The organism is Stenotrophomonas sp. YJH_SMC_91 (genome assembly GCF_059368495.1).
This window is the reverse complement of the sequence record NZ_JCAFRT010000009.1, coordinates 84400-109809: the sequence shown is the minus strand read 5'-3', so window position 1 is coordinate 109809 and position 25410 is coordinate 84400. Positions and strand designations below refer to the sequence as shown.

Annotated in this window: 26 protein-coding genes; 15 read left to right on the top strand and 11 right to left on the bottom strand. The window is 67.4% G+C overall.

All coding sequences use genetic code 11. The features are described 5' to 3' along the window. Nucleotides 1–8: 8 nt before the first annotated feature. On the bottom strand, nt 9–698 hold the full coding sequence (locus tag AC5P5X_RS12720; RefSeq protein ID WP_005411553.1) for a glutathione binding-like protein: 690 nt from the start codon (nt 696–698) through the stop codon (nt 9–11). Nucleotides 699–810: 112 nt separating this feature from the next. Between AC5P5X_RS12720 and AC5P5X_RS12715 the strand changes: the two genes are divergently transcribed. Together AC5P5X_RS12715 and AC5P5X_RS12710 are read left to right on the top strand one after the other, a co-directional pair. After that, nucleotides 811–1431 carry a TIGR00645 family protein gene (locus AC5P5X_RS12715; protein ID WP_005411554.1) on the top strand — a complete coding sequence of 207 codons (621 nt, stop codon included), beginning with the start codon at nt 811–813 and terminating at the stop codon, nt 1429–1431. A 202-nt stretch (nt 1432–1633) separates the two neighbouring features. Continuing rightward, nucleotides 1634–2638 carry an energy transducer TonB gene (locus AC5P5X_RS12710; protein ID WP_005414830.1) on the top strand — a complete coding sequence of 335 codons (1005 nt, stop codon included), beginning with the start codon at nt 1634–1636 and terminating at the stop codon, nt 2636–2638. A gap of 82 nt (nt 2639–2720) precedes the next feature. Here the strand turns inward: AC5P5X_RS12710 and AC5P5X_RS12705 are convergent, their stop codons facing one another. After that, the gene (locus tag AC5P5X_RS12705; protein WP_005414831.1) at nt 2721–2975 is read right to left on the bottom strand and encodes a hypothetical protein; all 255 of its coding nucleotides are present in this window, start codon (nt 2973–2975) and stop codon (nt 2721–2723) included. Nucleotides 2976–3052: 77 nt separating this feature from the next. On the opposite strand from AC5P5X_RS12705, the gene AC5P5X_RS12700 reads away from it, so the two are divergent. Continuing rightward, nucleotides 3053–3850, top strand: a complete 798-nt coding sequence (locus tag AC5P5X_RS12700) for a helix-turn-helix domain-containing protein (protein ID WP_111189618.1) — start codon at nt 3053–3055, stop codon at nt 3848–3850. A 100-nt stretch (nt 3851–3950) separates the two neighbouring features. Continuing rightward, nucleotides 3951–4661 carry a transposase gene (locus AC5P5X_RS12695; protein ID WP_049397678.1) on the top strand — a complete coding sequence of 237 codons (711 nt, stop codon included), beginning with the start codon at nt 3951–3953 and terminating at the stop codon, nt 4659–4661. Nucleotides 4662–4683: 22 nt separating this feature from the next. Here AC5P5X_RS12695 and AC5P5X_RS12690 read toward each other — a convergent pair whose 3' ends face one another. The 4 genes from AC5P5X_RS12690 to AC5P5X_RS12675 all read right to left on the bottom strand — a co-directional run bounded on the left by AC5P5X_RS12690 (nt 4684) and on the right by AC5P5X_RS12675 (nt 8586). Beyond that, the gene (locus AC5P5X_RS12690; protein ID WP_012481564.1) at nt 4684–5868 is read right to left on the bottom strand and encodes an ABC transporter permease; all 1185 of its coding nucleotides are present in this window, start codon (nt 5866–5868) and stop codon (nt 4684–4686) included. Beyond that, nucleotides 5865–6611, bottom strand: coding sequence for an ABC transporter ATP-binding protein (locus tag AC5P5X_RS12685; RefSeq protein WP_005411560.1), 747 nt, complete (start codon nt 6609–6611; stop codon nt 5865–5867). Before AC5P5X_RS12685 ends, AC5P5X_RS12690 begins: the two co-directional genes overlap by 4 nt. Then, complete coding sequence (locus AC5P5X_RS12680) at nt 6608–8134, bottom strand: alpha/beta hydrolase (protein ID WP_111189617.1); 1527 nt, start codon at nt 8132–8134, stop codon at nt 6608–6610. Before AC5P5X_RS12680 ends, AC5P5X_RS12685 begins: the two co-directional genes overlap by 4 nt. 68 nt (nt 8135–8202) lie before the next feature. Continuing rightward, complete coding sequence (locus tag AC5P5X_RS12675) at nt 8203–8586, bottom strand: GGDEF domain-containing protein (RefSeq protein WP_258391109.1); 384 nt, start codon at nt 8584–8586, stop codon at nt 8203–8205. Between the two features lie 216 nt (nt 8587–8802). Between AC5P5X_RS12675 and AC5P5X_RS12670 the strand changes: the two genes are divergently transcribed. From AC5P5X_RS12670 to AC5P5X_RS12660, 3 genes are all read left to right on the top strand, one after another. Beyond that, nucleotides 8803–9288 (top strand): DUF1203 domain-containing protein, encoded by a 486-nt coding sequence (locus AC5P5X_RS12670; protein ID WP_049397677.1) that lies wholly within the window; start codon nt 8803–8805, stop codon nt 9286–9288. A gap of 232 nt (nt 9289–9520) precedes the next feature. Further along, a complete protein-coding gene (locus AC5P5X_RS12665) occupies nt 9521–10693 on the top strand; it encodes a lytic polysaccharide monooxygenase auxiliary activity family 9 protein (RefSeq protein WP_111189616.1) in 1173 nt (390 codons plus the stop codon). Between the two features lie 178 nt (nt 10694–10871). Beyond that, nucleotides 10872–12038 carry a lytic polysaccharide monooxygenase gene (locus AC5P5X_RS12660; RefSeq protein ID WP_111189615.1) on the top strand — a complete coding sequence of 389 codons (1167 nt, stop codon included), beginning with the start codon at nt 10872–10874 and terminating at the stop codon, nt 12036–12038. A gap of 113 nt (nt 12039–12151) precedes the next feature. On the opposite strand, the gene AC5P5X_RS12655 is transcribed toward AC5P5X_RS12660, so the two are convergent. Beyond that, nucleotides 12152–12901: a ferredoxin--NADP reductase gene (locus tag AC5P5X_RS12655; RefSeq protein ID WP_106550660.1), complete on the bottom strand. Its 750-nt coding sequence runs from the start codon at nt 12899–12901 to the stop codon at nt 12152–12154. Between the two features lie 85 nt (nt 12902–12986). Between AC5P5X_RS12655 and AC5P5X_RS12650 the strand changes: the two genes are divergently transcribed. From AC5P5X_RS12650 to AC5P5X_RS12630, 5 genes are all read left to right on the top strand, one after another. Beyond that, nucleotides 12987–13955, top strand: a complete 969-nt coding sequence (locus tag AC5P5X_RS12650; RefSeq protein ID WP_005411567.1) for an ABC transporter ATP-binding protein — start codon at nt 12987–12989, stop codon at nt 13953–13955. Further along, nucleotides 13952–14743, top strand: a complete 792-nt coding sequence (locus tag AC5P5X_RS12645; RefSeq protein WP_005411568.1) for an ABC transporter permease — start codon at nt 13952–13954, stop codon at nt 14741–14743. The genes AC5P5X_RS12650 and AC5P5X_RS12645 overlap by 4 nt, the downstream gene beginning before the upstream one ends. 323 nt (nt 14744–15066) lie before the next feature. Beyond that, nucleotides 15067–15834 carry a hypothetical protein gene (locus AC5P5X_RS12640; protein ID WP_043034472.1) on the top strand — a complete coding sequence of 256 codons (768 nt, stop codon included), beginning with the start codon at nt 15067–15069 and terminating at the stop codon, nt 15832–15834. Nucleotides 15835–16211: 377 nt separating this feature from the next. Further along, nucleotides 16212–17150, top strand: a complete 939-nt coding sequence (panE, locus tag AC5P5X_RS12635) for a 2-dehydropantoate 2-reductase (protein ID WP_043034471.1) — start codon at nt 16212–16214, stop codon at nt 17148–17150. Further along, nucleotides 17147–18031 (top strand): NAD-dependent epimerase/dehydratase family protein, encoded by an 885-nt coding sequence (locus AC5P5X_RS12630; protein WP_099485135.1) that lies wholly within the window; start codon nt 17147–17149, stop codon nt 18029–18031. Before panE ends, AC5P5X_RS12630 begins: the two co-directional genes overlap by 4 nt. Nucleotides 18032–18086: 55 nt before the next feature. Here the strand turns inward: AC5P5X_RS12630 and AC5P5X_RS12625 are convergent, their stop codons facing one another. Continuing rightward, on the bottom strand, nt 18087–18884 hold the full coding sequence (locus tag AC5P5X_RS12625; protein WP_043034484.1) for a TatD family hydrolase: 798 nt from the start codon (nt 18882–18884) through the stop codon (nt 18087–18089). A 67-nt stretch (nt 18885–18951) separates the two neighbouring features. On the opposite strand from AC5P5X_RS12625, the gene hrpB reads away from it, so the two are divergent. Together hrpB and AC5P5X_RS12615 are read left to right on the top strand one after the other, a co-directional pair. Beyond that, on the top strand, nt 18952–21456 hold the full coding sequence (gene hrpB / locus AC5P5X_RS12620; RefSeq protein WP_111189048.1) for an ATP-dependent helicase HrpB: 2505 nt from the start codon (nt 18952–18954) through the stop codon (nt 21454–21456). Between the two features lie 211 nt (nt 21457–21667). Further along, nucleotides 21668–22042, top strand: coding sequence for a hypothetical protein (locus AC5P5X_RS12615; RefSeq protein ID WP_005411574.1), 375 nt, complete (start codon nt 21668–21670; stop codon nt 22040–22042). Between the two features lie 90 nt (nt 22043–22132). Here AC5P5X_RS12615 and AC5P5X_RS12610 read toward each other — a convergent pair whose 3' ends face one another. The 3 genes from AC5P5X_RS12610 to AC5P5X_RS12600 form a co-directional block, all read right to left on the bottom strand. Next, entirely contained in the window at nt 22133–22672 is a 540-nt protein-coding gene (locus AC5P5X_RS12610) for a pseudouridine synthase (protein WP_012481576.1), read from the bottom strand. A 64-nt stretch (nt 22673–22736) separates the two neighbouring features. Continuing rightward, entirely contained in the window at nt 22737–23003 is a 267-nt protein-coding gene (locus AC5P5X_RS12605) for a hypothetical protein (RefSeq protein ID WP_012481577.1), read from the bottom strand. A gap of 95 nt (nt 23004–23098) precedes the next feature. Then, nucleotides 23099–23956: a class I SAM-dependent methyltransferase gene (locus AC5P5X_RS12600; RefSeq protein ID WP_111189047.1), complete on the bottom strand. Its 858-nt coding sequence runs from the start codon at nt 23954–23956 to the stop codon at nt 23099–23101. Nucleotides 23957–24125: 169 nt separating this feature from the next. Between AC5P5X_RS12600 and AC5P5X_RS12595 the strand changes: the two genes are divergently transcribed. Then, nucleotides 24126–25082, top strand: coding sequence for an aldo/keto reductase (locus tag AC5P5X_RS12595; RefSeq protein ID WP_049397671.1), 957 nt, complete (start codon nt 24126–24128; stop codon nt 25080–25082). The last annotated feature ends 328 nt before the right edge of the window (nt 25083–25410 follow it).

The window sequence follows — 25410 nt, the reverse complement described above, 5'->3', positions numbered from 1 at the left end:
CGAGGCGGTCAGCGCTGGCCGAACAGGTGCTTGCGCTCTTCGTCGCTGAGCGGCTTGCCGGCGTTGGGGTTCACCTGCTGGCGCAGGGCATAGGCCCGCTGGGTGGCCGGGCGTGCGGCAATGGCTTCATGCCAGCGCTTGAGGTTCGGGAACGCGGTGAAATCCACCGGCAGCTTGTCGTAGGCGCCGATCCACGGGTAGCTGGCCATGTCGGCGATGGTGTACTCGTCGCCGGCCAGGAAGGCGTGCTGGGCCAGGCGCTTGTCCATCACCCCGTGCAGGCGGCGCACTTCGTTGTCATAGCGCTCGATGGCATACGGGATCTTTTCAGGCGCGTATACGTTGAAGTGGCCCATCTGGCCGCTCATCGGGCCCAGGCCGGCCATCTGCCAGAACAGCCACTCCAGGGTGGTGACGCGGCCGCGGGGGTCGCTGGGCAGGAAGCGGCCGGTCTTCTCGGCCAGGTACAGCAGGATCGCGCCGGACTCGAACACGCTCTGGGGAGCACCGCCATCGGCCGGGGCCTGGTCGACGATGGCCGGCATCTTGTTGTTCGGCGAGATCGCCAGGAATTCCGGCTTGAACTGGTCGCCCGAGCCGATGTTGACCGGGTGGATGCGGTATTCCAGGCCGGTTTCTTCCAGCAGCAGGGTCACTTTGTGGCCGTTCGGGGTGGGCCAGTAATACAGGTCGATCATGGCGGCGGCTCGGGGTGCGGAAAGGAACCTGAAGTCTAGTGCGTGAGTTGGGTTGGCACCGTCATGGCGGGCCGGTAACCTCGCCTCTCCCCCGCAACGCAGCATCCCTCGCATGAGTGCAAACCGCCCGCCGCTCTCCCCCTTGTCCACGCTGATCTTCGCCTCACGCTGGCTGCAGCTGCCGCTGTACCTGGGCCTGATCGTGGCGCAGTGCGTCTACGTGTTCCTGTTCGGCAAGGAACTGTGGCACCTGATCTCGCACTCGGTGTCGATGGGCGAGCAGCAGATCATGCTGATCGTGCTGGGCCTGATCGACGTGGTGATGATCTCCAACCTGCTGGTGATGGTGATCGTCGGCGGCTACGAGACCTTCGTCTCGCGCCTGCGCCTGGAAGGCCACCCGGACCAGCCGGAATGGCTGAGCCACGTCAATGCCAGCGTGCTGAAGGTGAAGCTGGCGATGGCGATCATCGGCATCTCCTCGATCCACCTGCTGAAGACCTTCATCGCCAGCGGTGCGCTTGGCGGCATCCCGCTGTGCACGCCGGAGCAGATGAGCGTGGCCGCTGCCAACATCGGTGTCGCCCGCTGCTCGATGCTGACCCAGGATGGCGTGCTGTGGCAGACCATCATCCATTGCGTGTTCATCCTGTCGGCGATCGGCATCGCCTGGACCGACAAGCTGATGTCCAACAGCCACAGCAAGTCGCACGACAAGGCACACGACCACTGAGGTCGCCGCCGCCAGCGGCTTGACCGCCGCTGCCCCATTCCGGCCACCGTCCCTTGTGCGCGGCGGTGGCCGGGATGCTAGATTGCACCCTCGCCGTTGCCGGCGGTGGCGTCGGGAAACGTCACCCTGCCGCGCCCGGACCGCAGGTCCCGGCCATGCGTATCAATGATTTACGTCACGTCGTCTTCTAGAGGGGAGCAGGATGTCGCACGTCTCAACGATCACCGCCGCGCGCCGGTGGCTGCCGGTTGCCCTGGCACTGGCACTGGCCGCCTGCTCGGGCAAGGAAGAATCCGCAGCGCCTGCTGCCGCCACGGCGCCTGCCGCTGCCGCACCCGCCGCACCGGCGGTTGCTGCCAAGGTGCAGTCCATGGGCACCGAGCAGCTGCGCGAGTCGGCCAGCCAGGCGCTGCGCGAGAACCGCATGTATGCACCGGCCGGCGACAACGCCATCGAGTACTACCTCGCCCTGCGTGACAAGACGCCGGACGACGCCTCGGTGAAGAGCGCACTGACCGACCTGCTGCCGTACACCCTGATCGCCGCCGAGCAACACCTGGGCCGCGAGGACTACACCGAAGCGCAGCGCCTGGTGGCACTGATCGAGAAGGTGGATGCATCCGCGCCGGCCCTGCCGCGCCTGAAGGACGGCCTGGCCAAGGGCGTGCAGAACGCAGCCAAGCGCACCGAAGCGGAAGCCGAGAAGGCCAAGAAGGACGCCGAGGACCGCAGCAAGCAGCAGACCGAGCAGCAGCGCCTGAGCGAGCAGCGCGCCAAGGAAGCCGACGCCGCCAAGCAGATTGCCGCGCAGCAGGATGCCGCGCGCCGCGACAACGAGCGCCAGGAAGCCGAGCGCCAGGCCGCCGCCCGCCGCGAGGCCGAGCAGAAGCAGCAGCAGGCTGCCGCCCAGCAGGCCAGCGCCGCACGCCAGGCCGCCGCACCGGCAGCGCCCACCCTGCGCCCGGTCAGCACACCGGCGCCGCGCTATCCGGGCGAAGCGCTGCGTTCGGGAACCTCCGGCGAAGTGCTGGTGGAGATCACCGTCGGCACTGACGGCTCGGTGGTGAACGCTCGCGTGCTGCGCGCGACGCCGGGACGCGTGTTCGACCGTGAAGCCCTGAACGCGGTCAAGCGCTGGCGCTTCGAGCCGGTCAGCGCGCCGGTGACCACCCGCCGTACGCTGGTGTTCGCGCCGGGCAACAACTGAACGAAAAAGGGGACGGAGGGGATTAAGTCGTTTCTGCCCCTGCAATGACGCCAAGGCCCGGCATGTCCGGGCCTTGTCCGTTTCAGGCCGCTCCATCGATCAGGTGTTGCAGTGCCGGATCGCGCGCCGTCAGCACCTGGAACAGGCCCAACGCGTGCAGGCCCGGCAGCAGCGCACGCAGGTCGGCTTCGGCAGTGGAACGGGTGGCAACATCGCTGGCGGGATCCTGCCAGTCACGGACGCTGGCCAGGAAGGCGCCGACACTGCCCTTGCGCACGGTGAGGCCGTTCACCTGCACGTCGTTCTGATGGTCGGGGAGGATGTCGTGTGGCTGCATGGGGAAGCGCTCCGTTGAAGTGGGCCCCAGTGTGGGGGTCCGGAGGCGACGTTTCTGCCGTATAACTGCCAATCGATATGGCAGATCAGACAACCGCCGCATTGCTCGCCCCCGCGCTGGCCGATGCCACCGATGGACCGGCGGTGCTGGCGGCCCGGCTGCACCAGCTCGGCAAGCGTCGCACGGCCCGCCACCGGCATGCGCGTGGGCAGCTGCTGGGTGCGTACCAGGGGCTGCTGCGGATCGCCGCCGACGACCTGCACTGGCTGCTGCCCGCAGGTCACGTCGCCTGGATACCGCCCTTGCTGCCCCACGCGCTGCTGGGCGCAGACGGGTTCAATGGCTGGAGCCTGTACTTCAACGCGGAGGCCTGCCTGGGTCTGCCCGCCACACCACGCATCTTCCAGCCCAATGCGCTGCTGCAGGCGGCGACAGCACGTGCGCTGCAATGGCCCCATGCGCCACTGGATGCTGCGCAGGCACGCCTGGCCGGCGTGATCGCCGATGAGATTGCCGCCAGCACGCCGCTGCCGCTGGCCCTGCCACAACCGCGTGACCAGCGCCTGGGCCGGATCGCCGCCGCGCTGGCTCGCGCGCCGCACGACAACCGCAGCGTCGAGGACTGGGCCGCCAGCAGTGGCCTGTCCGGCCGCAGCCTGGCCCGCCACTGGCTGGCCGAGACCGGCATGACGCTGAGCCAGTGGCGGCAACGCCTGCGGGTGCTGCTGGCGCTGCCACGCCTGCTGTCCGGCGAGCCGGTGATCAGCGTCGCGCTGTCGATGGGGTACGACACGCCTAGTTCATTCATCGCCGTGTTCAAGCGCGAGATGGGGGTTACGCCTGCGCGGTATGGAAAAGGGGACGGAGGGGATTAAGTCGCTTCTGCCCTCCCCCACGCCATCTCGCGGCATCGCCTGATGCCCTTCAAGGTCACGGAGGCGGCAGTCTGATGAATTCTTGAAGCCCCGAACTGCCATGCCTCGACAAGCACGCCTGATGTTGGCCGAACAGCCGTACCACGTAACCCAGCGCGGTGTGAACAAGGGGGCGATCTTCGTTGACGATATCGACCGTCAGCTGTTTCTGCACCTGTTGCACAGCGCGTTCCTGAAGCATCAGGTCGCACTGCATGCCTACGTATTGATGGGCAATCACGTTCATCTGTTGGCCACACCTTCCACGCGTGTTGGCTTGGCGAATGCGATGCGGATGCAGGGCAACAACTATGTCCAGGCGTTCAATCAGCGGCATCAGCGCAGCGGACCGCTCTGGCAGGGCCGCTTCCATTCTTCGATGGTGGACAGCGACGCCTATCTGCTCAGCGTCTATCGCTACATCGAACTCAATCCGGTTCGTGCAGGCATGACTGCCGCCCCGGAAGATCACCCATGGTCGAGCGTGCATGGAAACCTGCAGCGGCGCCACGATCCGATGCTGACGGAACATCCCGCATTCCAGGCGCTCGCCCCGACCCAGCGACAGCGGGCAATGCTCTATGCGGAGTTTCTGCAGGACATGAACGCGTCCGCTGACCTGCCGGCAATCCGTGCGCACAGTGCCGGCCAGCATCCGTTGGGAAATGCAGCTTACCTGCGAATGGTGGAACAGACCCTGGGTCGCCCCGTGATGCTGCGCAAGCGGGGGCGCCCTCAGAAGAAGGGCGCGGGGGGGTTAGAAACGACTTAATCCCCTCCGTCCCCTTTTACGGTCAGCCGGAGATGGCCAGGCGCTCGTTGTGGTAGCGACGCACGGCGGCGAACCACAGCACGGCGGCCAGGCCGAGGCTGGCGCCGAGGTAGATGGCCCAGACCGCGGGTGTGATGGTCTCGTGGCGGATCACCTTCAGCAGCATCTGGTTCTGCGACAGGAACGGCACGGCGTACTGCCACAGCTGGCTTTTCACCGGGTAGGCGATCAGCGCATAGCCCGGCAGCATCGGCAGAAGCATCAACCAGGTCATGTGGCTCTGCGCTTCCTTCATGCTCTTGGCCGCTGCGGCCAGGAAGGTCAGCAGCGAGGTGCCGATCAGCAGCATCGGCAGCATCACCAGCAGCATCTGCACCATCGCCATGATGTTCATGTTGAGCTGGCGGCCGATGTTGCCGGGGGCGATCTGCGCGCTCACCTTGAACGCGGCCAGGGTCAACAGCAGCGACGCAAAGCCGACCATGCAGGCGGCGGCGATCTTGCCGCTGACAATGGCACTGCGCGACCCCGGCGTGGCCAGCAGCGGCTCCAGCGACTGCCGCTCACGCTCGCCGGCGGTGGTGTCCATTACCAGATAGGCACCACCGAGGAACGAGGTGAGGGTCAGCAGGATCGGCAACAACGCCGACAGCATCAGGCCACGCTTGGCTTCGGCACTGGCCATGTCCTGGCTGGCCACGTCCAGCGGCCGTGCGACCTGGGCGTCGATGCCCCGCGCCATCAGCCGCAGCGCCCCTACCTGCCCGTTGTACGTGGCCAACGCCGCCTGCAGGCGCGCAGTGGGCACCTCGGCGGCACGTCGTGTGCTGTCACTGATCACCTCCACCAGCGCTGGCTTGCCATCGGCCCAGTCCCTGCCGAAGTCCGGGCTGATGCGCAGCGCCACGTCGATGTCCTGCGAACGGATGGCCTCGGCCAGGTCCTTCGGCGCAGCAGCGGTATTCAGGCCCTGGGCAGCCAGGAAGCGCACCAGGTTCGGCGCATGTTCGGCGCCGATGGTGGGAATCTGCAGCGGCTGCTCGATCTGCGTGCGCACGCGGCTTTCGGACAGCTTGCCCATGCCCAGGATCAGCAGCGGGTACAGCAGCGGCCCGAACAGCAGGGTCAGCGCCAGCGTACGGCGGTCGCGCGACAGGTCACGCAGCTCCTTGCGCATCACCGTCATCAGGGTCGACATCATGCTCATGCGTGCAGGCCCTCTTCGCTGCCGATCAGTTTCACGAACGCATCCTCCAGGTTGGATTCGCCGGACTGCGCGCGCAGTTCATCGGCGCTGCCGGCGGCCATCACCGTGCCCTTGGCGATGATCACGATGTGATCGCACAGCGCGGCCACCTCCTGCATGATGTGGCTGGACAGGATCACGCAGCGGCCTTCTTCGCGCAGGCCCAGCAGGAAGCGGCGCAGTGCGCGGGTGGTCATCACGTCCAGGCCGTTGGTCGGTTCATCGAGAATGACGTTGCGCGGGTCGTGCACCAGTGCGCGGGCGATCGCGGTCTTGGTGCGCTGGCCCTGCGAGAAGCCATCGGTCTGGCGGTCGAGGATGTCCCCCATGTCCAGCGCGTGCGACAGCACCTCGATGCGCTCGCGGATGCGCTCGGCCGACAGGCCATGCAGTTCGCCGAAGTAGGCGATGTTCTCACGCGCGGTCAGGCGCTTGTAGACGCCACGCGCGTCGGGCAGCACGCCGAGATGGCGACGCACTTCCACCGGATTGCGCGCAGCATCGACACCATCGACGCTGATGCTGCCCTGGTCGGGGGTCATCAGCGTGTACAGCATGCGCATGGTGGTGGTCTTGCCGGCACCATTGGGCCCCAGCAGGCCGGTGATGCGGCCATCCTCGGCGCGGAAGCCGACGTTGGACACGGCCTGGATACGGCCGGTGCGGGTGTCGAAGGCCTTGTGCAGGTTGTCGGCGACGATCATGGTTCCCATCCGTTGAACGAGGTGAACGCCGGCACGTAGCTCAGCGTGTCCAGGCAGCCGGCATCCAGCGCCTTGGCATCGGTCGTGTCGATGAACTGGCCAAGCAGGCGCGGCATGCAGCCGGCGGTCAGCGTGCCGTGGCCCTGGCCACGGGCAACCAGCGCGCGTCCATTGGGCAGGCCCTTGAGGACCTGCTCGGCATAGCGCGGCGGGGTTACCGGGTCCAGTTCACCAGACAACAGCAGCGCCGGTACGTCACTGCGCAGCGGCACGGCATTGGCTGCCGGTGCCGGCCGGTGCGGCCATGCCGGGCAGGCGGCAAAGAAGGAACTTGCCACGTCGTTGCCGAACAGGCGCCCGGGATCCTCGGCCGGCGCCTGGTAGCGCGGCGCGTCTTCGCTGCAGATCACCGACCAGTGCATGCCACGGTTGATCTGGAAATTCATGCTGCGGTTCGCACCGCGCGCCAGCGAGGCGAGCGGCGCGTAGCGGCCGTGCGCGGCTTCATCAAGAACCAGCGGCAGCAATGAGGCGTACTGGGGTACGTAGGAAAACGCAAACGCCAGGCCCACCACACTGTCCGGTGTCAGCACATCCTTCCGGGTGTCGTAGGTGCCAGGATCGCGATACTCGACCGGAACCGGTGCACGGCGCAGGGTCTCGACCACGCTGCGCAGCTGCGCACGGGTATCGGTCGGGAAGCGCCGGCTGCAGGCAGCGTCCTTGCGGCACTGCGCCGACTGCAGGGCGATCGCGTCTTCGAACGTCCTGGCGAAATCGCCGCCCACCACCAGCTCATTCGGCACCACGCCATCGATGACGATGCTGCGGGTGTGCTGTGGATAGGTACCCGCATAGCGCTGGGCCACGCGGGTGCCGTAGGACGCACCGATCAGATTGACCCGGTCCACGCCCAAGGCCTGGCGGACCGCGTCCAGGTCGGCAATGGCTTCGGTGGTGGTGTAGAAACGTGCGTCCGCACGTCCCTGCAGGGAAGCCGCGCATCGCTGGGCATAGTCGCGCAGCAAGGCCTCGGAGGGCGCCGCGTCCTCGTCCATCGGCAGTTCCTTTCCGTCCGCGCCGAGGCAGCTGAGCGGGTTGGAGCCGCCGGTGCCGCGCTGGTCGACCAGGAAGATGTCCCGCTGCTTGCGCACCTGGCGCAGCGCGGTATCGACGATGACGGCCAATTCGCTGGCGGCCTGGCCGGGGCCACCGGCCAGGAAGAACACCGGGTCGGGCTGGCTGGAGCCGCTGCTGCCCGATTCCAGCCAGGCGATGCGCAGGCCGATGCGCCGGCCAGCGGGCTGGGCCCGGTCCTCCGGCACCTGCAGGGTGGCGCACTGCGCTTCCACGTTGGCACTGGCACCTACCGTGGACAGCGTGCAGGGCTGGAAGTCGATCGTGCCGAAACGGCGGCTGGGTGCATCGCTGGCGCTTTCGGCGCCGGGTGACGGTGACTGGCTGCAACCGGCAAGCATCAGGCTGGCCAACACTGCGGCCAACGCGAGGTGGTGTCTTTGCATCGTGCTCGTTTCCCCTGGAGGACGTTCCTGGCAACCACGACGGGCTGCCGCGGAAGATGTGACTCAACTTACACGGGCACGGCGTCGTCGGCGATGGGCAGACGCGAAATCTCCGCCGGCGTGGCGCAGGCCAGGTGATCGCGGCCGGCGGCCTTGGCCCGATACAGCGCCGCGTCTGCCGCTGCCAGCAGCGTGGACAGCTCGCCCTGGCCGTCGTCCATCGCCAGGCCGATGCTGGCAGTGAACGTCACCGGCCCGGTGGCCAGCCGCGCCGGCTTCTGCTGCAGAACGGTACGGATCGCCGCAGCCCGCGCCATCGCTTCCGCCTGCGTGCTGCCGGCCAGCACCAGCACGAACTCCTCGCCACCGTAGCGGCCCAGCAGCGTGTCATGGCCCTGCAAACCGTGCTGCATCAATGCAGCGAAGTGGCGCAGTAACTCGTCTCCGGCCAGATGGCCCCAGCGATGCAGAGCAGGAAGCCAAGCACGGTGAGGGTGGGGACATCCAGCGACATGCGGCGCTCATCGGCCGGGGTGGCGCGCGCATCTTGGCGCCTTGTGCTGCGTTCCCCGCGGCGCTGCCTGGCCCGATGGAGATGCGGGGTCTGAAAACGGCGAGCACGGCGGCCGGTGCCTGCGCAGAATCCGCGGAAAACCAAGGAGACGCCCATGCATGCGTGGTACCTCGGTGGCATCGACCACCGCCCGTTCCTGCACCTGTTCGAAAAGAGCGACACCGCGCTGGCTGCGCTGGGCATCCGGCGTCGCTGGGCCGGCGAATCAGGAGGACACCCCTGCCGGATCAGCCTGAGCGATCCGCCCGGTGGCAGCGAGCTGCTGCTGTTGTCCCATGTGCACCTGCCCCTGCACTCGCCGTATCACGCCTCGGGCCCGATCTTCGTGCAGCGTGGCGTGACCCGCTGCGTGCTGCCGCCGGGCGAAGTACCCCCGTACGTGCAGCGCCGGATGATCTCGTTGCGCGCCTATGACCAGGCTGCATTGATGCTGGCCGCCGAGATCAGCGCAGGCACGGATGTCGGCGCTCGGCTGGACGCGCTGTTTGCCGACCCTGACGTGGCCTTCGTGCAGCTGCACAACGCGGCCCACGGCTGCTTCTCGTGCCAGGCGGATCGCGTCGGCATGGCGCCGACATGACCGGATCTCCACGACGTGATCGTTGCCACGCCGGACACGTGATCGCCAGCGCATCCGTTCAGGCCCACGTGAAGCCCGCGGGAAGGGCTTCACACCCACAGTCACGGATCAGCATTTCCATGGTTCCGCACCCGGCACCGCAACTCGATACTCGCCATGGTGCCGCCGAAAGTCCGCCGCGCAGCGCAACTCTGCGGTCACCGCTCTCTTTCGACGACCACAAGGAAGCGCCATGTCATTCCAATCCACACCGCTGCTGCTGGCTACTTCATTGGCCGCCGCTGGCCTGTTGCTGGCCGGCGATGCTTTTGCCCACGGCACCATGACCACGCCGGTCAGCCGCGTCTATGCCTGTTTCCAGGGCAATCCGGAGAACCCGACCAACCCGGCCTGCGCCGCCGCGAAAGCGGTGGGCGGATCGCAGGCGTTCTACGACTGGAACGGCATCAACCAAGCCAACGCCAACGGCAACCATCAGGCGGTGGTGCCCGACGGCAAGCTGTGCAGCGGCAACAATCCCACCTTCCGCGGCCTGGACGTGAACCGCAGTGACTGGCAGACCACGCCGATCCACGCCGATGCCAATGGCAAGTTCACCTTCGTGTTCAAGGCGACCGCGCCGCACGCCACGCGCGACTGGCGCTTCTTCGTCACCCGCGACGGCTGGCAACCGGGCAGCCCGTTGCGTTGGGCCGACCTGCAGGAGTTCTGCACGCTGGGCAATACACCGCTCTCTGCCGATGGCACCTACAAGCTGCAGTGCACGCTGCCGCAGCGCACCGGCCAGCATGTGATCTACAACACCTGGCAGCGCTCGGATTCGACCGAAGCGTTCTACACCTGCATGGACGTACGCTTTGAAGGCGGCAGCGGTGGTACGACGCCGGCACCGCAATGGCAGGATGCCGGCCCGGTCACCGCCCGCGGTGAATTGCCGGTGGGTACGACGCTGGCACTGCGCGTGTTCAATGCCAGCGGCAACGATGTCGAACGTGTGGAAGCGACGCTGGCCAGCGGCCAGACCTCGGCCGCGCAATGGCCCTTGGCGCTGGCCCGCAAGGTCAATGCCAGTGCCCAGCATGCGCGCGTGGGCGTGCTTGCCAATGGCGTGATCACGCCGTCGGCGTCAGCCACCGACAATCGCGTGTACCTGAAGGACGGCAACCGCTTCCAGCTCGATACCCAGGTGCCGGACCCGGGTACGCCATCGCCGGGTGGTGATTTCGACCACGTGTACCCGGCGGGCATCGGCAGCTATGTGCCGGGCCAGACCGTGGTGAAGAGCAGCGACGGCAAGCTGTATGCCTGCCGCCCGTTCCCGGAGGGTGCATGGTGCAACGTCAATGCCGAGGCCTACCGGCCGGGCGTGGGCGCGGCCTGGCGCGATGCGTGGATCGCGTACTGACGCAGTGATGTGGGAGGCGGTGCACATCACACCGCCTCCTGGCTCCCCTGTCGCGCAGTGGGGCGCGCGTTGCAGAAACAGAGGAACGCAGCAGCCTTTCAAACTTGTCTGATGGGCATATGGCGGCTACATGGGAAGACTCCGCGAGGTTTCCAACACTTCGCAAAGGAGTTCCTGCATGCACCTGTCCCATCGGGCCGTCCTCGCACTGTCCGCCGTTGTCGGCCTGGCACTGTCCGGCAACGCCTTCGCCCACGGCACCCTGTCCAAGCCGCTCAGCCGCGTGAAGCAGTGCCACGAGGGCAATCCGGAGAATCCGACCAACCCGGCCTGCGCCGCCGCCAAGGCCATCGGCGGCGCCCAGCCGTTCTACGACTGGGCCGGTGTCAACCAGGCCAACGCCAATGGCAACCATCAAGCGGTGGTTCCAGATGGCGAGTTGTGCAGCGGCGGCAACAGCAAGTACCGCGGCCTCGATCTGAACCGCAGTGACTGGCCGACCTCGCCGATCCGCGCCGATTCGCGCGGGCGCTACACTTTCGAGTTCAAGGCACCGGCCCCGCATGCTACCCGCGAGTGGAAGTTCTACGTCACCCGCGACGGCTGGCAGCCGGGCAGCCCGCTGCGCTGGGCCGACCTGCAGGAATTCTGCACGCTGGGCAACGTGCCGGTCTCCGGCGACGTCTACAAGCTGGATTGCCCGCTGCCCAAGCGCAGCGGCCAGCACATCATCTACAACACCTGGCAGCGCTCGGATTCCGGTGAAGCGTTCTATACCTGCGCGGACGTGCGCTTCGAAGGCGGTGGTGGCGTTGAACCGCCGCCGCAGTGGCAGGACGCCGGCCCGGTCACCGCCCGCGGTGCGTTGGAAGAAGGCACCACCCTGACGCTGCGCGTGTTCAACGCCCAGGGCAATGATCTGGAGCGTCCGGAGATCACCCTGGCCGCAGGTCAGACCGCTGCGAACCAGTGGCCGCTGGCGCTGGCCCGCAAGGTCAACGCCAGTGCACAGCAGGCGCGTGTGGGCGTGATGAGGAACGGCGTGATCACGCCGGTCGCCTCGGCCACCGAGAACCGCGTCTACCTGAAGCCGGGCAACCTGTTCCAGATCGATACCCGCCTGCCGGGCCCGGTCGATCCGGTCGATCCGCCGGGTGGCGATTTCGACTTCGTGTATCCGGCAGGCCTCGGCAGCTACAAGCCGGGCGAGACCGTGGTGAAGGGCACCGACGGCAAGCTGTACGCCTGCCGCCCGTTCCCGGAAGGCGCCTGGTGCAACATCAACGCCGATGCCTACCGCCCGGGCACCGGATTCGCCTGGCGTGATGCCTGGATCGCGTACTGAGGCAGGGCACCGGGGGCGGCGTGATGCCGCCTCCGGTCTGCGGGATTGCCGGCCAGCGGCCGGCACTACCAGGGTTCGTGGGGTCGCCGGCCAGCGGCCGGCACTACCCTGGCTTACTTGCTGCTGACGTACTTCTCGCGGCGGATCTGCGGGTTGCCCAGGCCAGCCGCCTTGAGCAGCTCGGCGCAGGCATCGACCATGTCCGGGTTGCCGCACAGGTAGGCGATGTCGGTGGCCGGGTCCGGCGAGAAACCGGCCAGGGCCTGCTGCACGTAGCCATGCTGCACGTCCGGGTGTGGATCGGCCGGCAGTTCGCGCGACAGGCACGGAACATAACGGAAGTTCGGGTGCTTTTCGGCGAAGCTGTAGAAATCTTCGCTGTACAGCAGCTCGCCCGGGCTGCGCGCACCCTGCAGCAGCACGATCTGCACGCCACGCTCAGCCATGGCCGTTTCCAGCAGTGGCAGCATCGAGCGGTACGGCGTGACGCCGGTACCGGTGGCAATCAGCAGGTAGCGGGCATTGTGGTCGCCGGGGTTCAGGCAGAAACGGCCGTAAGGGCCGGACGCGCTGACCTGGCCGCCGTGCTCCAGCGCCTCGAACAGCGCCGTGGCGGCGCCGCCGGGCACGAAACTGACCGCGATATCCACCGCCTCGCCCGGGCCCAGCGCGTGGTCGTGGATGGTCGCCAGCGAGTAGCTGCGCTTGGTTTCGGTGCCGTCGGCGTAGCTGAAATGGACCTGGATGAACTGGCCCGGCTGGAAATCCAGCGGCTGTCCATCGTCACGCACGAACTGGTAATGGCCGACGGTCGGGGCCAGCATGCGGCGGCCGACCAGCTTGAGGGGGAATTGAACAGGCACGACTTTTCGGGACAGTGTGTAGCCGGGGCAAGCCCTCGGGGTCTTCTATAATAGCCCCTCCCCGCCCCCTCTCCAGCGCCAGCCCATGGGCGCGAAGGCTTCGAGCTTGGCATCCCAGAACGATACGGCGCCCGCCCTGCGCGTGCGCGACCTGCGCAAGACCTACGACAACGGCACCCAGGCCCTGAAGGGTGTTTCCCTGGAAGTGGCCCCGGGCGACTTCTTCGCCCTGCTGGGCCCCAACGGCGCCGGCAAGTCGACCCTGATCGGCATCATCAGCTCCCTGGTCAACCTCAGCGAAGGCCAGGTGGAAGTGTTCGGCAGCGACCTGGTGCGCAACCGCAGCGCCACCATGCGCCTGATCGGGCTGGTGCCTCAGGAAATCAACTTCAACCTGTTCGAGAAGCCCTTCGACATCCTGGTGAACTACGCCGGCTTCTATGGCGTACCGCGCGAGGAAGCCGAGCAGCGCGCCGAAGAGGAACTGAAGCGCGCGCACCTGTGGGAAAAGGCACAGGTGATGAGCCGCACGCTGTCCGGCGGCATGAAGCGCCGGCTGATGATCGCCCGCGCGATGATGACCCGCCCGCGCCTGCTGATCCTGGACGAGCCGACCGCCGGCGTGGACATCGAGATCCGCCGCGACATGTGGCGCGTGCTGAAGGAGATCAATGCCGCAGGCACCACGATCATCCTTACCACGCACTACCTGGAAGAAGCCGAGTACCTGTGCCGCCACCTGGCGATCATCAACCATGGCCAGATCGTCGAGCAGGGGCCGATGCGCACCCTGCTGGCCAAGCTGGACGTGGAGGGCTTCCTGCTGGACATCGACGGTGACCTGCCGGCACAGCTGCCGGTGATCGAAGGTGCGACGCTGACCGCGCCGGACCCGCACACGCTGGACATCGACATGCCGCGCGCAATGGACCTCAACCGCGTGTTCGCCACGCTCAACGAGGCCGGTATCCGCGTGCGTTCGATGCGTACCAAGAGCAACCGCCTGGAGGAGCTGTTCGTGCGCCTCACCGGCAACCTGGAGAAGCCTGCATGAGCACCACCGAGCTGACCGACGGCCAGCGCAACCGCATCGCGCTGATGACCATCGTGCGCCGCGAAGTCGCCCGCATCATGCGCATCTGGGGCCAGACCCTGGTGCCGCCGGCGATCACCATGACCCTGTACTTCCTGATCTTCGGCAACCTGATCGGGTCGCGCGTGGGTGACATGGGCGGCTACACCTACATGCAGTTCATCGTGCCGGGCCTGGTGATGATGAGCGTGATCCAGAACAGCTACGGCAACATCAGTTCCTCGTTCTTTGGCGCCAAGTTCGGCCGCCACGTGGAAGAACTGCTGGTCAGCCCGATGCCGAACTGGGTGATCCTGTGGGGCTACGTGGCCGGCGCCGTGCTGCGCGGCCTGATGGTGGGCGTGATCGTGCTGATCATCGCGATGTTCTTCACCCCGGTGCGCATCCCGCACCCGCTGGTGATGCTGACCACGGTGATCCTGGGCGCGACGATCTTCTCGCTGGCCGGCTTCATCAACGCGGTGTATGCGAAGAAGTTCGATGACGTGGCGATCGTGCCGACCTTCATCCTGACCCCGCTGACCTACCTGGGTGGCGTGTTCTATTCGGTGAAGCTGCTGCCGGGCTGGGCCGAAGCGGCCACGCACGCCAACCCGATCTTCTACATGGTCAACGCGTTCCGCTATGGCCTGCTGGGCAGCAGCGATGTACCGCTGCCGGTGGCCTACGGCCTGATGATCGGTTTCGTGGTGGTGCTGACGGCGTTGGCGCTGTGGCTGCTGCGTCGCGGCGTGGGCATGCGCAGCTGAGTTTTGCCTGCAGGGCCTGCGGCCCTGCACCCGCTGAATCAACGTCAACGTCAACTTCAACGGCAAAAGCTGACTAGCCGGGGATGGCGGGGTGGGTCCGGTTGCGGGCGACGCCGTGAATCCGTCCATGGAGGCTTGGCCGCGGCATCCATGCCGCAGACACCCCCGCAACCGGACCCACCCCGCCTTCGACAGATTGCCGCTGCTGTTGGTGGGTGTCGACCTTGGTCGACACGATGGATCCACGCCATGCGTGGATGGAGCGTTCACGGCAAGGCCGACGCCCGGATCTTTTCGTTCGGAATTGCGGCTAGGCTGTGGCGATGAAGATCACTTCCATTCCATTGGACAAGGCCGTTGTGGACGGCCCCATCGATGCCTTCAGCCATGCGTTGCTGGGCGATTCACCCACGCTGGATGAGGTGCTGGAATACCTGGCCTCGCGGCACGCGGCTGATCCCCGGTATCGCTACCTGTGCACGCTCGATGATGTCGGCCAATGCCGCTACACCAGCATGCATGCGTCCGACGACGCGCGCATCGCGCTGTACGAGGACGAAGATCCGGAAACCCCCGAAGATGCATTGGCGGCACGCGAGCGGTTGCTGGCGCATGTGGTCGCGCAGCTCGAGCATTCCTCTCATCGGCTGGAATGGAGCGCGCTGGCGGGCACGCTGATGTGCAGCAACGAGGACGTCGAGGCGCTGGTCGCCGCCAATGCAACGCCGGACCTGATCGTCGACGAGGTGGTCTGCGTACAGCAGGTGCCGGTGGACCGCGATGACCTGCTGATTGCCGCCCTGCCCAACGGTTACTTCAGCGCGGACTGGGACATCTTCCAGAATCACGCCCTGATCCGGCACCTGCAGGAACACCATGACTACCGCTTGTTCGGGCTCGGCGCATCGTGGCTCGGCTTCCAGCGCGACAGCGCGCCGTCGCCTGCACAGGCAAATGCGTTGGTCGCGGACCTGCAGCGCGTCTACGCGGCCGGACCGCACGACACGTGGTCAAAACTGGCTGCAACCCTGGCCACCCGCGCCACACTGCTGTTGGGCTACACCGAAGACTTCAGCGAACAACTGCCCTGAGCACCGCTCTACACGAGCGAGCGCAGCGAGCGACCCGCCTCCGCTCCTGATCTGTTTTCCGTGGTGGCCGCACCCGGAAACTGTCAGGGGTCGTGTGCGATGGGCTCGCGGGGGTATCCGCGCCTTGGATGGCGCGGCTAAGCCCCCAGGGGTGAGGGCGCTTTGCTTGCGAAGCATTGCTTCGCAAGCGCCCGAACGCACAGCCGCCAGCGGCTGGGCCGGACCGCGGAGCGGGGTTCACGGCGTCCCCCGCGAACCCATCGCACACGACCCAGCTCATGAAACCAACTGCGCGAACCACCACGAGGGGCTCCGCCGTTGGCCGCAATCTCCGGCACAATCGCAGATCTGATTCCCCAGAAAGCGGTGAACGTGCAATGCGCATCCTGATCCTCGGCGCCGGCGGTACCGGCGGTTACTTCGGTGGTCGCCTGGCCCAGGCCGGCGTGGACGTGACCTTCCTCGTGCGCCCCGCGCGCGCCGCACAGCTGGACCGCGATGGCCTGGTCATCCGCAGCCCGCTCGGCGATGCCAGCTTCCCGGTGCAGCACGTCACCGCCGATGCGCTGCCCGCATTGGCCGCGCAGAAGCCGTTCGATCTGGTCATCCTCAGCTGCAAGGCCTACGACCTCGACAGCTCGATCGACGCCATTGCTCCAGCCGTGGGCGCGAACACCACCGTGCTGCCGATCCTCAACGGCCTGCACCACTACAACGCGCTGGACCTGCGCTTCGGCCGCGAGGCGGTGCTGGGCGGCCTGTGCTTCATCAGCGCCACCAAGGCACCTGATGGCGCCGTGCTGCATCTGGGCAAGCCGGCCAAGCTCACCTTCGGCGAACGCGATGGCGGCGCGGCGTCCGCACGCGTACGTGCCTTCGCCGCCGCCTGCGCGCAGGCCCATCTTGATCACCTGGCCAGCGAACACATCGGCCAGGAACAGTGGATCAAGTACACCTTCCTGACCGCGCTGGCCGCCGCGACCTGCCTGCTGCGTGCGGATATCGGCACCATCGTCGCCACCGATGATGGCGAGGCGATCGTGCGCGGCCTGTACGACGAATGCCTGGCCGTGGCCGAAGCTGCCGGTGAGCCGATTCCCGATGCCGCGCAGGACACCGCGCGCGGCACCCTCACCCAGGCCGGCTCTGCATTGAAGGCATCGATGTTGCGGGACCTGGAGGCTGGCCAGCAGGTCGAGGCCGAGCAGATCGTCGGCGACATGCTGGCGCGTGCACGCAAGGCCGATCAGGAAGCCCTGTTGCTGCAGGTCGCCTACAGCAGCCTGCAGGCCTACCAGGCACTGCGCGGCGCGTGAGCCTCCCGTTGCGGGCCAGCGCGCTGCCTACGCGGGTGCTGATCCTCGGTATGGGCTGGAGCGGATGCGTGCTGGCCACGCAGCTGCAGGCACGGGGAGTGCACGTCGTCGGCACGGTGCGTGACCCCTCGTCGGCGCCGGACGATGGCCTGCTGCGGCATCAGCTGCACGCTGACACTCCACCGTCGCCCGCCCTGCTCGATGAGGTCGCGCAGGCCGAGGCCGTGCTGTGCAGCGTGCCGCCAGATGCTGCGGGCGACCCGGCACTGCGCCTGCTGCTGCCGGCTCTGCGGGCCAGCCCGGCACTGCGCTGGGTGGGCTATCTGTCGTCCACGTCGGTGTATGCCGATCGGGCCGGCGGCTGGGTTGACGAGCACAGCGCAGCCGATGCCACCGAAGCAGCCGGCGTGCAGCGCCTACGTGCCGAAGCGCAATGGCGTGCGCTTGCAGAGGAACGTGGCATCGCTTCGGCGGTGTTCCGCCTGCCCGGCCTGTACGGGCCGGGGCGCAATGCGTTGCTGCAGCTGTCACAGGGCCGTGCCCGCCATGTGATTCGGCCGGGCCTGGCGTTCAACCGCCTGCACGTAGAGGATCTTGCGGCAGTGATCGTCGCGGCGATGCAGCGACCGGTTGCGCAGGGGATATACCTGCCCAGCGATGACGAGCCGGCACCACCGCAGGATGTGCTGGCCTTCGCCGCGAAGCTGGGCGGGTTTGCGATGCCACCTGCCGTGGCCTGGGACGACCCTGCACTCAGCCCGACGCTACGCCGCTTCTACGAGAGCAACAAGCGCATCGACAGTCGTGGCACGCGTGAAGCGCTGGCGTGGCAGCCGCGCTTCCCCAGCTACCGTGAGGGCCTGCGCGACCTGCTCCGGTAGTGCCGGCCGCTGGCCGGCACCACGGTTGATTGCCGGCCAGCGACCGGCACTCCCATCAACCCGCGTCGGGCAGGCGGAAGAACGCACGCGTCGCCGCAGTCGCATTGGCCGCCGTCACTGCAACGTCCTCGCCACGGTCACGCGCCAGTTCTTCCACGATGTGCGAGAGGAACATCGGTTCGTTGCGGCGGTCCTTCGGCATCGGCTTCAGCGTGCGTGGCAGCAGGTAGGGCGCATCGGTCTCGATCATCAGGCGGTTGGCCGGGATGTTCTTCACCAGTTCGCGCAGGTGCGCGCCACGGCGCTCGTCGCACAGCCAGCCGGTGATGCCGATGTACCAGTCCTGGTCCAGGTAGTCGAACAGCTCGTCGCGTTCGCCGGTGAAGCAATGCACCACCGCCGGGCCTATGCGACCTTCGAAGTTCTTCATCTGTGCCATGAAATCGGCATGCGCGTCGCGCTGGTGCAGGAACAGCGGCTTGCCATTGTCCGCGGCCAGCTGCAACTGGCGCTCGAAGGCACGGTGCTGCGCCGGGCGCGGCGAGAAGTCACGGAAGTAGTCCAGCCCGCACTCACCCACCGCCACCACTTCCGGGTGATCATGCAGCGCGCGCATCTCGGCATCACATTCCTCGGTGTACTCCACCGCATGATGCGGGTGCACGCCGGCGGTGGCATACAGGAAGCCCGGGTGCTGCTGCGCCAGCTGCACGGCCAGCGGCGAGTGCTCGCGGCTGGCACCGGTGATGACCATCTGCACCACGCCGGCCTGCCGTGCGCGGTCCAGCACGGCATCGCGGTCGCGGTCGAAGGAGTCGTGGGTCAGGTTGGCGCCGATATCGATCAGGTGCATGGTCATCGCGGGGGAAAAGTGCCCGCGCATTGTACCTGCGGCCGCCATGGCCCCTTATCCTTTGTCCATGAATGCCCCGCTCTTCCCGATTTCCCCGCTGCTGCCGCAGATCCAGCAGCACCTGGCCGTGCAGCCACGGCTGGTGCTGGAAGCCCCGCCCGGCGCCGGCAAGACCACCCAGGTACCACTGGCCCTGCTCGAAGCACCATGGCTGCAAGGCCGGAAAATCATCCTGCTGGAGCCGCGCCGGGTCGCCGCACGCAGCGCCGCGCTGTTCATGGCACGGCAGCTGGGCGAAGAGGTCGGCGGCACGGTCGGCTACCGCATCCGCTTCGAGAACAAGGTCTCGGCACGCACCCGCATTGAAGTCGTCACCGAAGGCATCCTGACCCGCATGCTGCAGGACGACCCGATGCTGGAAGAAGTCGGTGCGATCCTGTTCGACGAATTCCACGAGCGCCATCTCAGCGGTGACCTCGGCCTGGCGCTGGCGCTGGACGTGCAGGCGCAGCTGCGCGATGACCTGCGACTGGTAGTGATGTCGGCCACGCTGGATGGCGAGCGCCTGGCACGCTTCCTCGATGCGCCGCGGCTGAGCAGCGAGGGCCGCAGCTACCCGGTGACGGTCAGCCATTTCCCGGCGCGCCGCGATGAGACGCTGGAACTGCAGGTGCGCCGCGCGGTGCAGCAGGCCCTGGCCGATCACCCCGGTGACCTGCTGGTGTTCCTGCCCGGCCAGCGCGAGATCGCGCGGGTGCAGGCTGGCCTGCAGGAATCGCTGGATGCCGGCGTCGAAGTACTGGCCCTGCATGGTGAGCTGCCGGTGGAACAGCAGGCGCGCGTGCTGCAGGCCGCCAGCGATGGCCGCCGCCGCGTGGTGCTGGCCACCAACGTGGCCGAGTCGTCGGTGACCCTGCCCGGCGTGCGCGTGGTGATCGACAGCGGCCAGGCACGCGAACCGCGCTACGACCCCAACAGCGGCTTCACCCGGCTGGACGTGGTGTCCATCGCCCAGGCGTCGGCCGACCAGCGCGCCGGTCGCGCCGGTCGCGTGGCCGAAGGCGTGGCCTGGCGGCTGTGGCCGCAGTCGCAGCGATTGGAGCCGCAGCGCCGCGCCGAGATCGACCAGGTGGAACTGGCCGGACTGGCACTGGAACTGGCCGCCTGGGGCAGCAGCGACCTGCGCTTCCTCGATCCGCCACCTGCCGGCCCGATGGGCGCCGCCCGCGAACTGCTGCAGCGGTTGGGCGCATTGTCCAGCAGTGGTGCGATCACCGCACTCGGCCGCCGCGTACTGGCGCTGGGTACGCACCCACGGATGGCGGCGATGCTGCTGGCCGCGCCCGATACACGTTCGCAGGCGCTGGCGGCCGATCTGGCCGCGCTGCTGGAAGCGCGCGATCCGCTGCGCCAGGGCGGTGACGCGCTGGCGAGCCGCTGGCGCGCACTGGCCGCGTTCCGCAATGGCCGCACACCGGGCGATGCCAACCGCAGCGGGCTGGCCGCCATCGATGCCGCCGCCAAGCAGTGGCGTCGCCGCCTGCGCTGCGAAGCCACGCCGCCGGCCAGCATCGAGGCCCATGAGCTGGGCGACCTGCTCGCTCACGCCTTCCCTGATCGGATCGGCTTCCAGCATCCCAGCGATCCACTGCGTTACCTGCTGGCCAATGGGCGCAGCGCGCGCCTGCACGAGCTGAGCGACCTGCGTGGCGAACCGTGGCTGGTGGCCAGCGAGCTTCGCTTTGAGGCACGCGATGCGCTGCTGCTGCGTGCCGCACCGGTGGACGAAGGCCAGCTGCGCAGGGCGTGGCCGGAGCGCTTCGTCACCGAAGACGTGGTGCGCTGGGACAGCGAGCGCCGCGCCCTGGTGGCCCTGCGCGAGACCCGTTTCGACCGGATCGTGTTGGACAGCCGCTCGGCCGGCCGGGTCGATCCGCAGCACGCCGCGCAGGCACTGACCGATGCGGTGGCCGAGCTCGGCCTGCAGGCGCTGCCGTGGACCGAAGGCCTGCGCCAGTGGCAGGCACGGGTGGAATCGCTGCGCCGCTGGATGCCCGAGCTCGGCCTGCCCGACTGCAGCGACGACGCCCTGCTGGCCAACCGTGCGCAGTGGCTGCAGCCCGCGTTCGCCGGCAAGACGCGACTGGATGCGCTGGACGAATCCAGCTTTGGCGAAGCGCTGAAATCGCCACTGGAGTGGTCACAACGGCAGCTGGTCGAACGCCACGCACCGACCCGCATCACCGTGCCGTCCGGACTGGAGCGGCCGATCACCTATGCGCTGGACAGCGAGAGCGGCGATCCGCTGCCGCCGGTGCTGGCGGTGAAGCTGCAGGAACTGTTCGGCCTGGCCGACACGCCGCGCATCGCCGATGGCCGCGTGCCGCTGACCCTGCACCTGCTTTCCCCCGGTGGCCGCCCGCTGCAGGTCACCCAGGACCTGCGCAACTTCTGGGAAAGCACCTACGCCGAAGTGAAAAAGGAGATGAAGGGCCGTTACCCGCGCCACCCATGGCCGGATGATCCGTGGACGGCGACGGCCACGCACCGGGCCAAGCCGCGCGGAACCTGAAGGGCGGGGTCGGATCCCATTGCATCGCGATGGGCTCTGACCCCAGGCGTGGCGCTGGGGTCAGAGCCGTTTCCCAACGGAAAGGGATCCGACCCACCCTGCCTGATCCTGAATGGCTACGCTAAAGTCACACCGCCTGCGTCCCCGACTGACATACCGTTTACGGGCAACACGCGACACTGGACTTCGACCCGAGGCAAAGGACCCCCGCATGAGCAAGCTGACCGTAATCACCGACCGCGCTCTGGAGCGCGCCCTGGAGCTGGCCCACACCGCCGGCGATGGCCTGAAGAGCGCCGGTGGCAGCCTGCGCAACGCGGACTGGATCAAGACCGGCGCCGCCCTCGGCGCAGTGAAGACCGGCGGCAAGGTCGCCACCAAGTTCGCCCGCCGCAACCCGGCCGTGACCATTGCCGCGGCTGCCGTCGGCGTCGGCCTGCTCGGCTATGCGCTGTACCGCAAGCAGCAGAAGAAGAAGGCTGCCAATGGCCACGTGGTGAATGGGCAGGCGCAGCGCATCAACGCACGCGACCGCCGCAACGACACCGTGGTGGACGAGCACAGCGATATCGGCAGCGACGCCTGAGTGTGACCAACCGGGTCAGAGCCCTTCCTGCGGAAGGGATCTGACCCCGAGCCGGGGCCGGATGCCGCGAGGTATCCGGCCCTTTCTGTTTCAACCGATCTGCCGCCACTGCCCCGGCTGCAGGTCGTCCAGCCGGTAGGGCCCCATTGCCACCCGCACCAGCCGCAGCGTTGGCAGGTTCACTGCCGCGGTCATGCGCCGCACCTGGCGGTTGCGGCCCTCGCGGATCGTGATCGCCAGCCAGGCATCGGGCACGGTCTTGCGGAAGCGCACCGGCGGATCGCGTGTCCACAGCGACGGCGCCGGATCGAGGCGCTCGATCTTCGCCGGCAAGGTCGGCCCGTCGTTCAGCTCGACGCCGTCGCGCAGCTGTTGCAGCTGCTCATCGCTGGGCGTGCCTTCCACCTGCACCCAGTAGGTCTTGTCGGCCTTGTGCCTGGGATCGGTGAGCTTGTGCGCCAGCGTGCCGTTGTCAGTCAGCAGCAGCAGCCCCTCGCTGTCATGGTCCAGGCGGCCCGCGGCATACACGCGCGGCGGCAGGCCGAACCCGGCCAGCGTCGGCCGCGCCGGCACGCTGCGGTCGGTGAACTGGCAGAGCACGTTGAAGGGCTTGTTGAAGGCGATCAGCATTGCGGGCACGGCAGTCGGCGGGTGGGGCATTGTCCCATTCCCGCATCGCCGCCGCGATCACCACTCAGCCGAAGACCTTCCTTTCCATCAACAGCGCAACGAGCACCACCACGGCGCCGCACGTGGCGGCAGCGTTGGCGCGATACCGTAGCCGCGCTACCGGTGGGCAGGCCCTGCGCGCACGTTCGTCCCACAGGCAGCCCACGAGCAGCACCGCAAAACCTGCCGCCGCCACGAGATCATGCACGTGACCCGCATGGAACACGAAGTCGTACAACCGCGGCAGCGCCATCAATGCGAAGGCGAAGTACAGCACTTTCTTCAACAGCACACTCCATTGGTGGCAGCGCCGGGCATTGCTCGGCCGCTACCCATTCCGCCCAACACCGCGCTGCGCGCTCACCAGGCACGGCCCGGCGCCCCGCTTTACGGCTTGATGAAGCGCAGGGTCATGCGGTCGCTTTCGCCGATCGCCTGGTACTTCGCATCGTCGGCCTTGTCGTGCTGGTTGGTCGGCGGCAGCGTCCACACGCCGTTCGGGTGGTCCTTGGTGTCACGCGGGTTGGCGTTGACCTCGCTGCGCGCGTCCAACCTGAAGCCGGCGGCCTCGGCCATCGCGATCACCTGCTGCTGGCCGACATAGCCGGTGTCATCGTCGTCGGCCACGTCCGCCTTGGCGCGGTGCTCGACCACGCCCAGCACGCCGCCCGGCTTGAGCACGTTGAAGAAGCCCTGGAACATGCCCTGCGCCTGGCCGGCCTTGCGCCAGTTGTGCACGTTGCGGAAGGTCAGCACCACATCGGCTGAACCGTCCGGGCCGAACACCGGCTTGGCCGGATCGTAGGCCACCACGGCAGTCTTGCCGAACTGTGCCGGTGCAGCGGCGTACTTCTTTTCCAGGCTGTCGCGGCTGCGCTGCTGGTAGTCACGGCCGCGGCCTTCGGGCACCGCCATCGGATCGACCACCGCAGCAACGTAGTGGCCCTTGTCGTGCAGCAGCGGCGCCAGGATCTCCGAGTACCAGCCGTTGCCGGGGGTGATCTCGATGACGGTCTTTTCCGGCGTCACTTTGAAGAACGACAGCGTCTGCGCCGGGTGGCGGAAGCCGTCGCGCTTGACGTTGTTGGCATCACGGGTGGGTGCCTTCACCGCCGCGTCGATGGCCGGCGACACCTGGATCTTCGCCGGCGCCACCGTGGCCGGTGCGGCGAACGCGGGAACAGCGGCAAACAGGGCCGAAGCAAGCAGCAGGCGGCAACCACGCAGGGACGAAGCAGGCATCATCGGAGCGACTCCAGCGGAAGATGCGGCGAGACTAGCAGCCGCGGCGTCCCAGGTGTTCACAAAACGTTAGCTGCGTGCGTATCGCGGAACACTGTTTTGTGGTCGCCGCCGCAGCACGGTCACACTACGCGTTTTATTCTGGAGCACTTCCCCCAAGGAGTCCGTGCCCATGACGGCAACCCGCGAACTGGGCCGTTCCGGCCTGCATGTACGTCCGCTCGCCTTCGGTGGCAACGTGTTCGGCTGGAGCGCCGATGAGAAGGCCAGCTTCGCCCTGCTCGATGCCTTCGTCGACGCCGGCTTCAACCTGGTCGACACCGCCGATGTGTATTCGGCCTGGGTGCCGGGCAATGCCGGCGGCGAATCGGAGACGCTGATCGGCAAGTGGTTTGCCCGCAGCGGCAAGCGCGACAAGGTGGTGCTGGCGACCAAGGTGGCCAAGTGGGCCGAACGCCCCGGCCTGACCCCGGACAACATCAATGCGGCGGTCGAGGATTCGCTGCGCCGCCTGCAGACCGACGTGATCGATCTGTACCAGGCCCACGAGGATGACGAGTCGACGCCGCTGGAAGCGACCCTGGCTGCATTCGGCCGGTTGATCGAAGCTGGCAAGGTGCGTGCGATCGGTGCTTCCAACTACAGCGCCACGCGCCTGGCCGATGCGCTGAAGGTGTCCACCGACTACAAGCTGCCGCGTTACGAAACCCTGCAGCCGGAGTACAACCTGTATGACCGCGCCGGCTACGAAAAGGAACTGGAACCGCTGGTGCAGCGCGAACAGATCGGCGTGATCGGCTACTACGCGCTGGCCAGTGGCTTCCTCAGCGGCAAGTACCGCACGCCGGCCGATGCGGCCAAGAGCCCGGCGCGTGGCGAGAACGTGGTGAAGCGCTATCTGAATCCGCGTGGCCTGCGCATCCTGCAGGCACTGGATGACGTGGCCAGCAAGCACAACGCCAGTGCCGCGCAGATCGCGCTGGCATGGCAGATCGCACGGCCGTCGATCACCGCGCCGATCGTCAGCGCCACCAGCGTCGAGCAGCTGCACGATCTGCTGGCGGCGGCCAACGTGTCGCTGAGCGTGCACGATGTCGCGCAGCTGGATGCCGCCAGCGCGGAAGCGTGAGGGCCGGTAGTGCCGGCCGCTGGCCGGCATTGCACACATACCGCAGAAAATAATTGAACAAAATGGTTGCGCACGACTAAATCGTGGTTTATCGTGCGCACCTCGTTTCAACAACCACTGGAAACTTCCCTTGAACGCGCATTCCGTCGCCATCGCCAAACTGCTGCCATGCCTGCGCATGGACGGGCCGGCGCGCGCGTTCGGCAAGGAAGACCAGCTGACAACGGCCTGATACCCGCCCTGCGGAGATCGGCCACCCCGATCTCCGAGGCCTGACGACGCCCTCGGAACGCAAGTCCCGGGGGCGTTTTCGTTTGCGTCGACACAA

What these genes read in the sequence shown, in the direction of transcription:
- AC5P5X_RS12720 (WP_005411553.1), bottom strand. Translation starts at nt 698, where the DNA reads ATGATCGACCTGTATTACTGGCCCACCCCGAACGGCCACAAAGTGACC.
- AC5P5X_RS12715 (WP_005411554.1), top strand. Translation starts at nt 811, where the DNA reads ATGAGTGCAAACCGCCCGCCGCTCTCCCCCTTGTCCACGCTGATCTTC.
- AC5P5X_RS12710 (WP_005414830.1), top strand. Translation starts at nt 1,634, where the DNA reads ATGTCGCACGTCTCAACGATCACCGCCGCGCGCCGGTGGCTGCCGGTT.
- AC5P5X_RS12705 (WP_005414831.1), bottom strand. Translation starts at nt 2,975, where the DNA reads ATGCAGCCACACGACATCCTCCCCGACCATCAGAACGACGTGCAGGTG.
- AC5P5X_RS12700 (WP_111189618.1), top strand. Translation starts at nt 3,053, where the DNA reads ATGGCAGATCAGACAACCGCCGCATTGCTCGCCCCCGCGCTGGCCGAT.
- AC5P5X_RS12695 (WP_049397678.1), top strand. Translation starts at nt 3,951, where the DNA reads ATGCCTCGACAAGCACGCCTGATGTTGGCCGAACAGCCGTACCACGTA.
- AC5P5X_RS12690 (WP_012481564.1), bottom strand. Translation starts at nt 5,868, where the DNA reads ATGAGCATGATGTCGACCCTGATGACGGTGATGCGCAAGGAGCTGCGT.
- AC5P5X_RS12685 (WP_005411560.1), bottom strand. Translation starts at nt 6,611, where the DNA reads ATGATCGTCGCCGACAACCTGCACAAGGCCTTCGACACCCGCACCGGC.
- AC5P5X_RS12680 (WP_111189617.1), bottom strand. Translation starts at nt 8,134, where the DNA reads ATGCAAAGACACCACCTCGCGTTGGCCGCAGTGTTGGCCAGCCTGATG.
- AC5P5X_RS12670 (WP_049397677.1), top strand. Translation starts at nt 8,803, where the DNA reads ATGCATGCGTGGTACCTCGGTGGCATCGACCACCGCCCGTTCCTGCAC.
- AC5P5X_RS12665 (WP_111189616.1), top strand. Translation starts at nt 9,521, where the DNA reads ATGTCATTCCAATCCACACCGCTGCTGCTGGCTACTTCATTGGCCGCC.
- AC5P5X_RS12660 (WP_111189615.1), top strand. Translation starts at nt 10,872, where the DNA reads ATGCACCTGTCCCATCGGGCCGTCCTCGCACTGTCCGCCGTTGTCGGC.
- AC5P5X_RS12650 (WP_005411567.1), top strand. Translation starts at nt 12,987, where the DNA reads ATGGGCGCGAAGGCTTCGAGCTTGGCATCCCAGAACGATACGGCGCCC.
- AC5P5X_RS12645 (WP_005411568.1), top strand. Translation starts at nt 13,952, where the DNA reads ATGAGCACCACCGAGCTGACCGACGGCCAGCGCAACCGCATCGCGCTG.
- AC5P5X_RS12640 (WP_043034472.1), top strand. Translation starts at nt 15,067, where the DNA reads ATGAAGATCACTTCCATTCCATTGGACAAGGCCGTTGTGGACGGCCCC.
- panE (WP_043034471.1), top strand. Translation starts at nt 16,212, where the DNA reads ATGCGCATCCTGATCCTCGGCGCCGGCGGTACCGGCGGTTACTTCGGT.
- AC5P5X_RS12625 (WP_043034484.1), bottom strand. Translation starts at nt 18,884, where the DNA reads ATGCACCTGATCGATATCGGCGCCAACCTGACCCACGACTCCTTCGAC.
- hrpB (WP_111189048.1), top strand. Translation starts at nt 18,952, where the DNA reads ATGAATGCCCCGCTCTTCCCGATTTCCCCGCTGCTGCCGCAGATCCAG.
- AC5P5X_RS12615 (WP_005411574.1), top strand. Translation starts at nt 21,668, where the DNA reads ATGAGCAAGCTGACCGTAATCACCGACCGCGCTCTGGAGCGCGCCCTG.
- AC5P5X_RS12610 (WP_012481576.1), bottom strand. Translation starts at nt 22,672, where the DNA reads ATGCTGATCGCCTTCAACAAGCCCTTCAACGTGCTCTGCCAGTTCACC.
- AC5P5X_RS12600 (WP_111189047.1), bottom strand. Translation starts at nt 23,956, where the DNA reads ATGATGCCTGCTTCGTCCCTGCGTGGTTGCCGCCTGCTGCTTGCTTCG.
- AC5P5X_RS12595 (WP_049397671.1), top strand. Translation starts at nt 24,126, where the DNA reads ATGACGGCAACCCGCGAACTGGGCCGTTCCGGCCTGCATGTACGTCCG.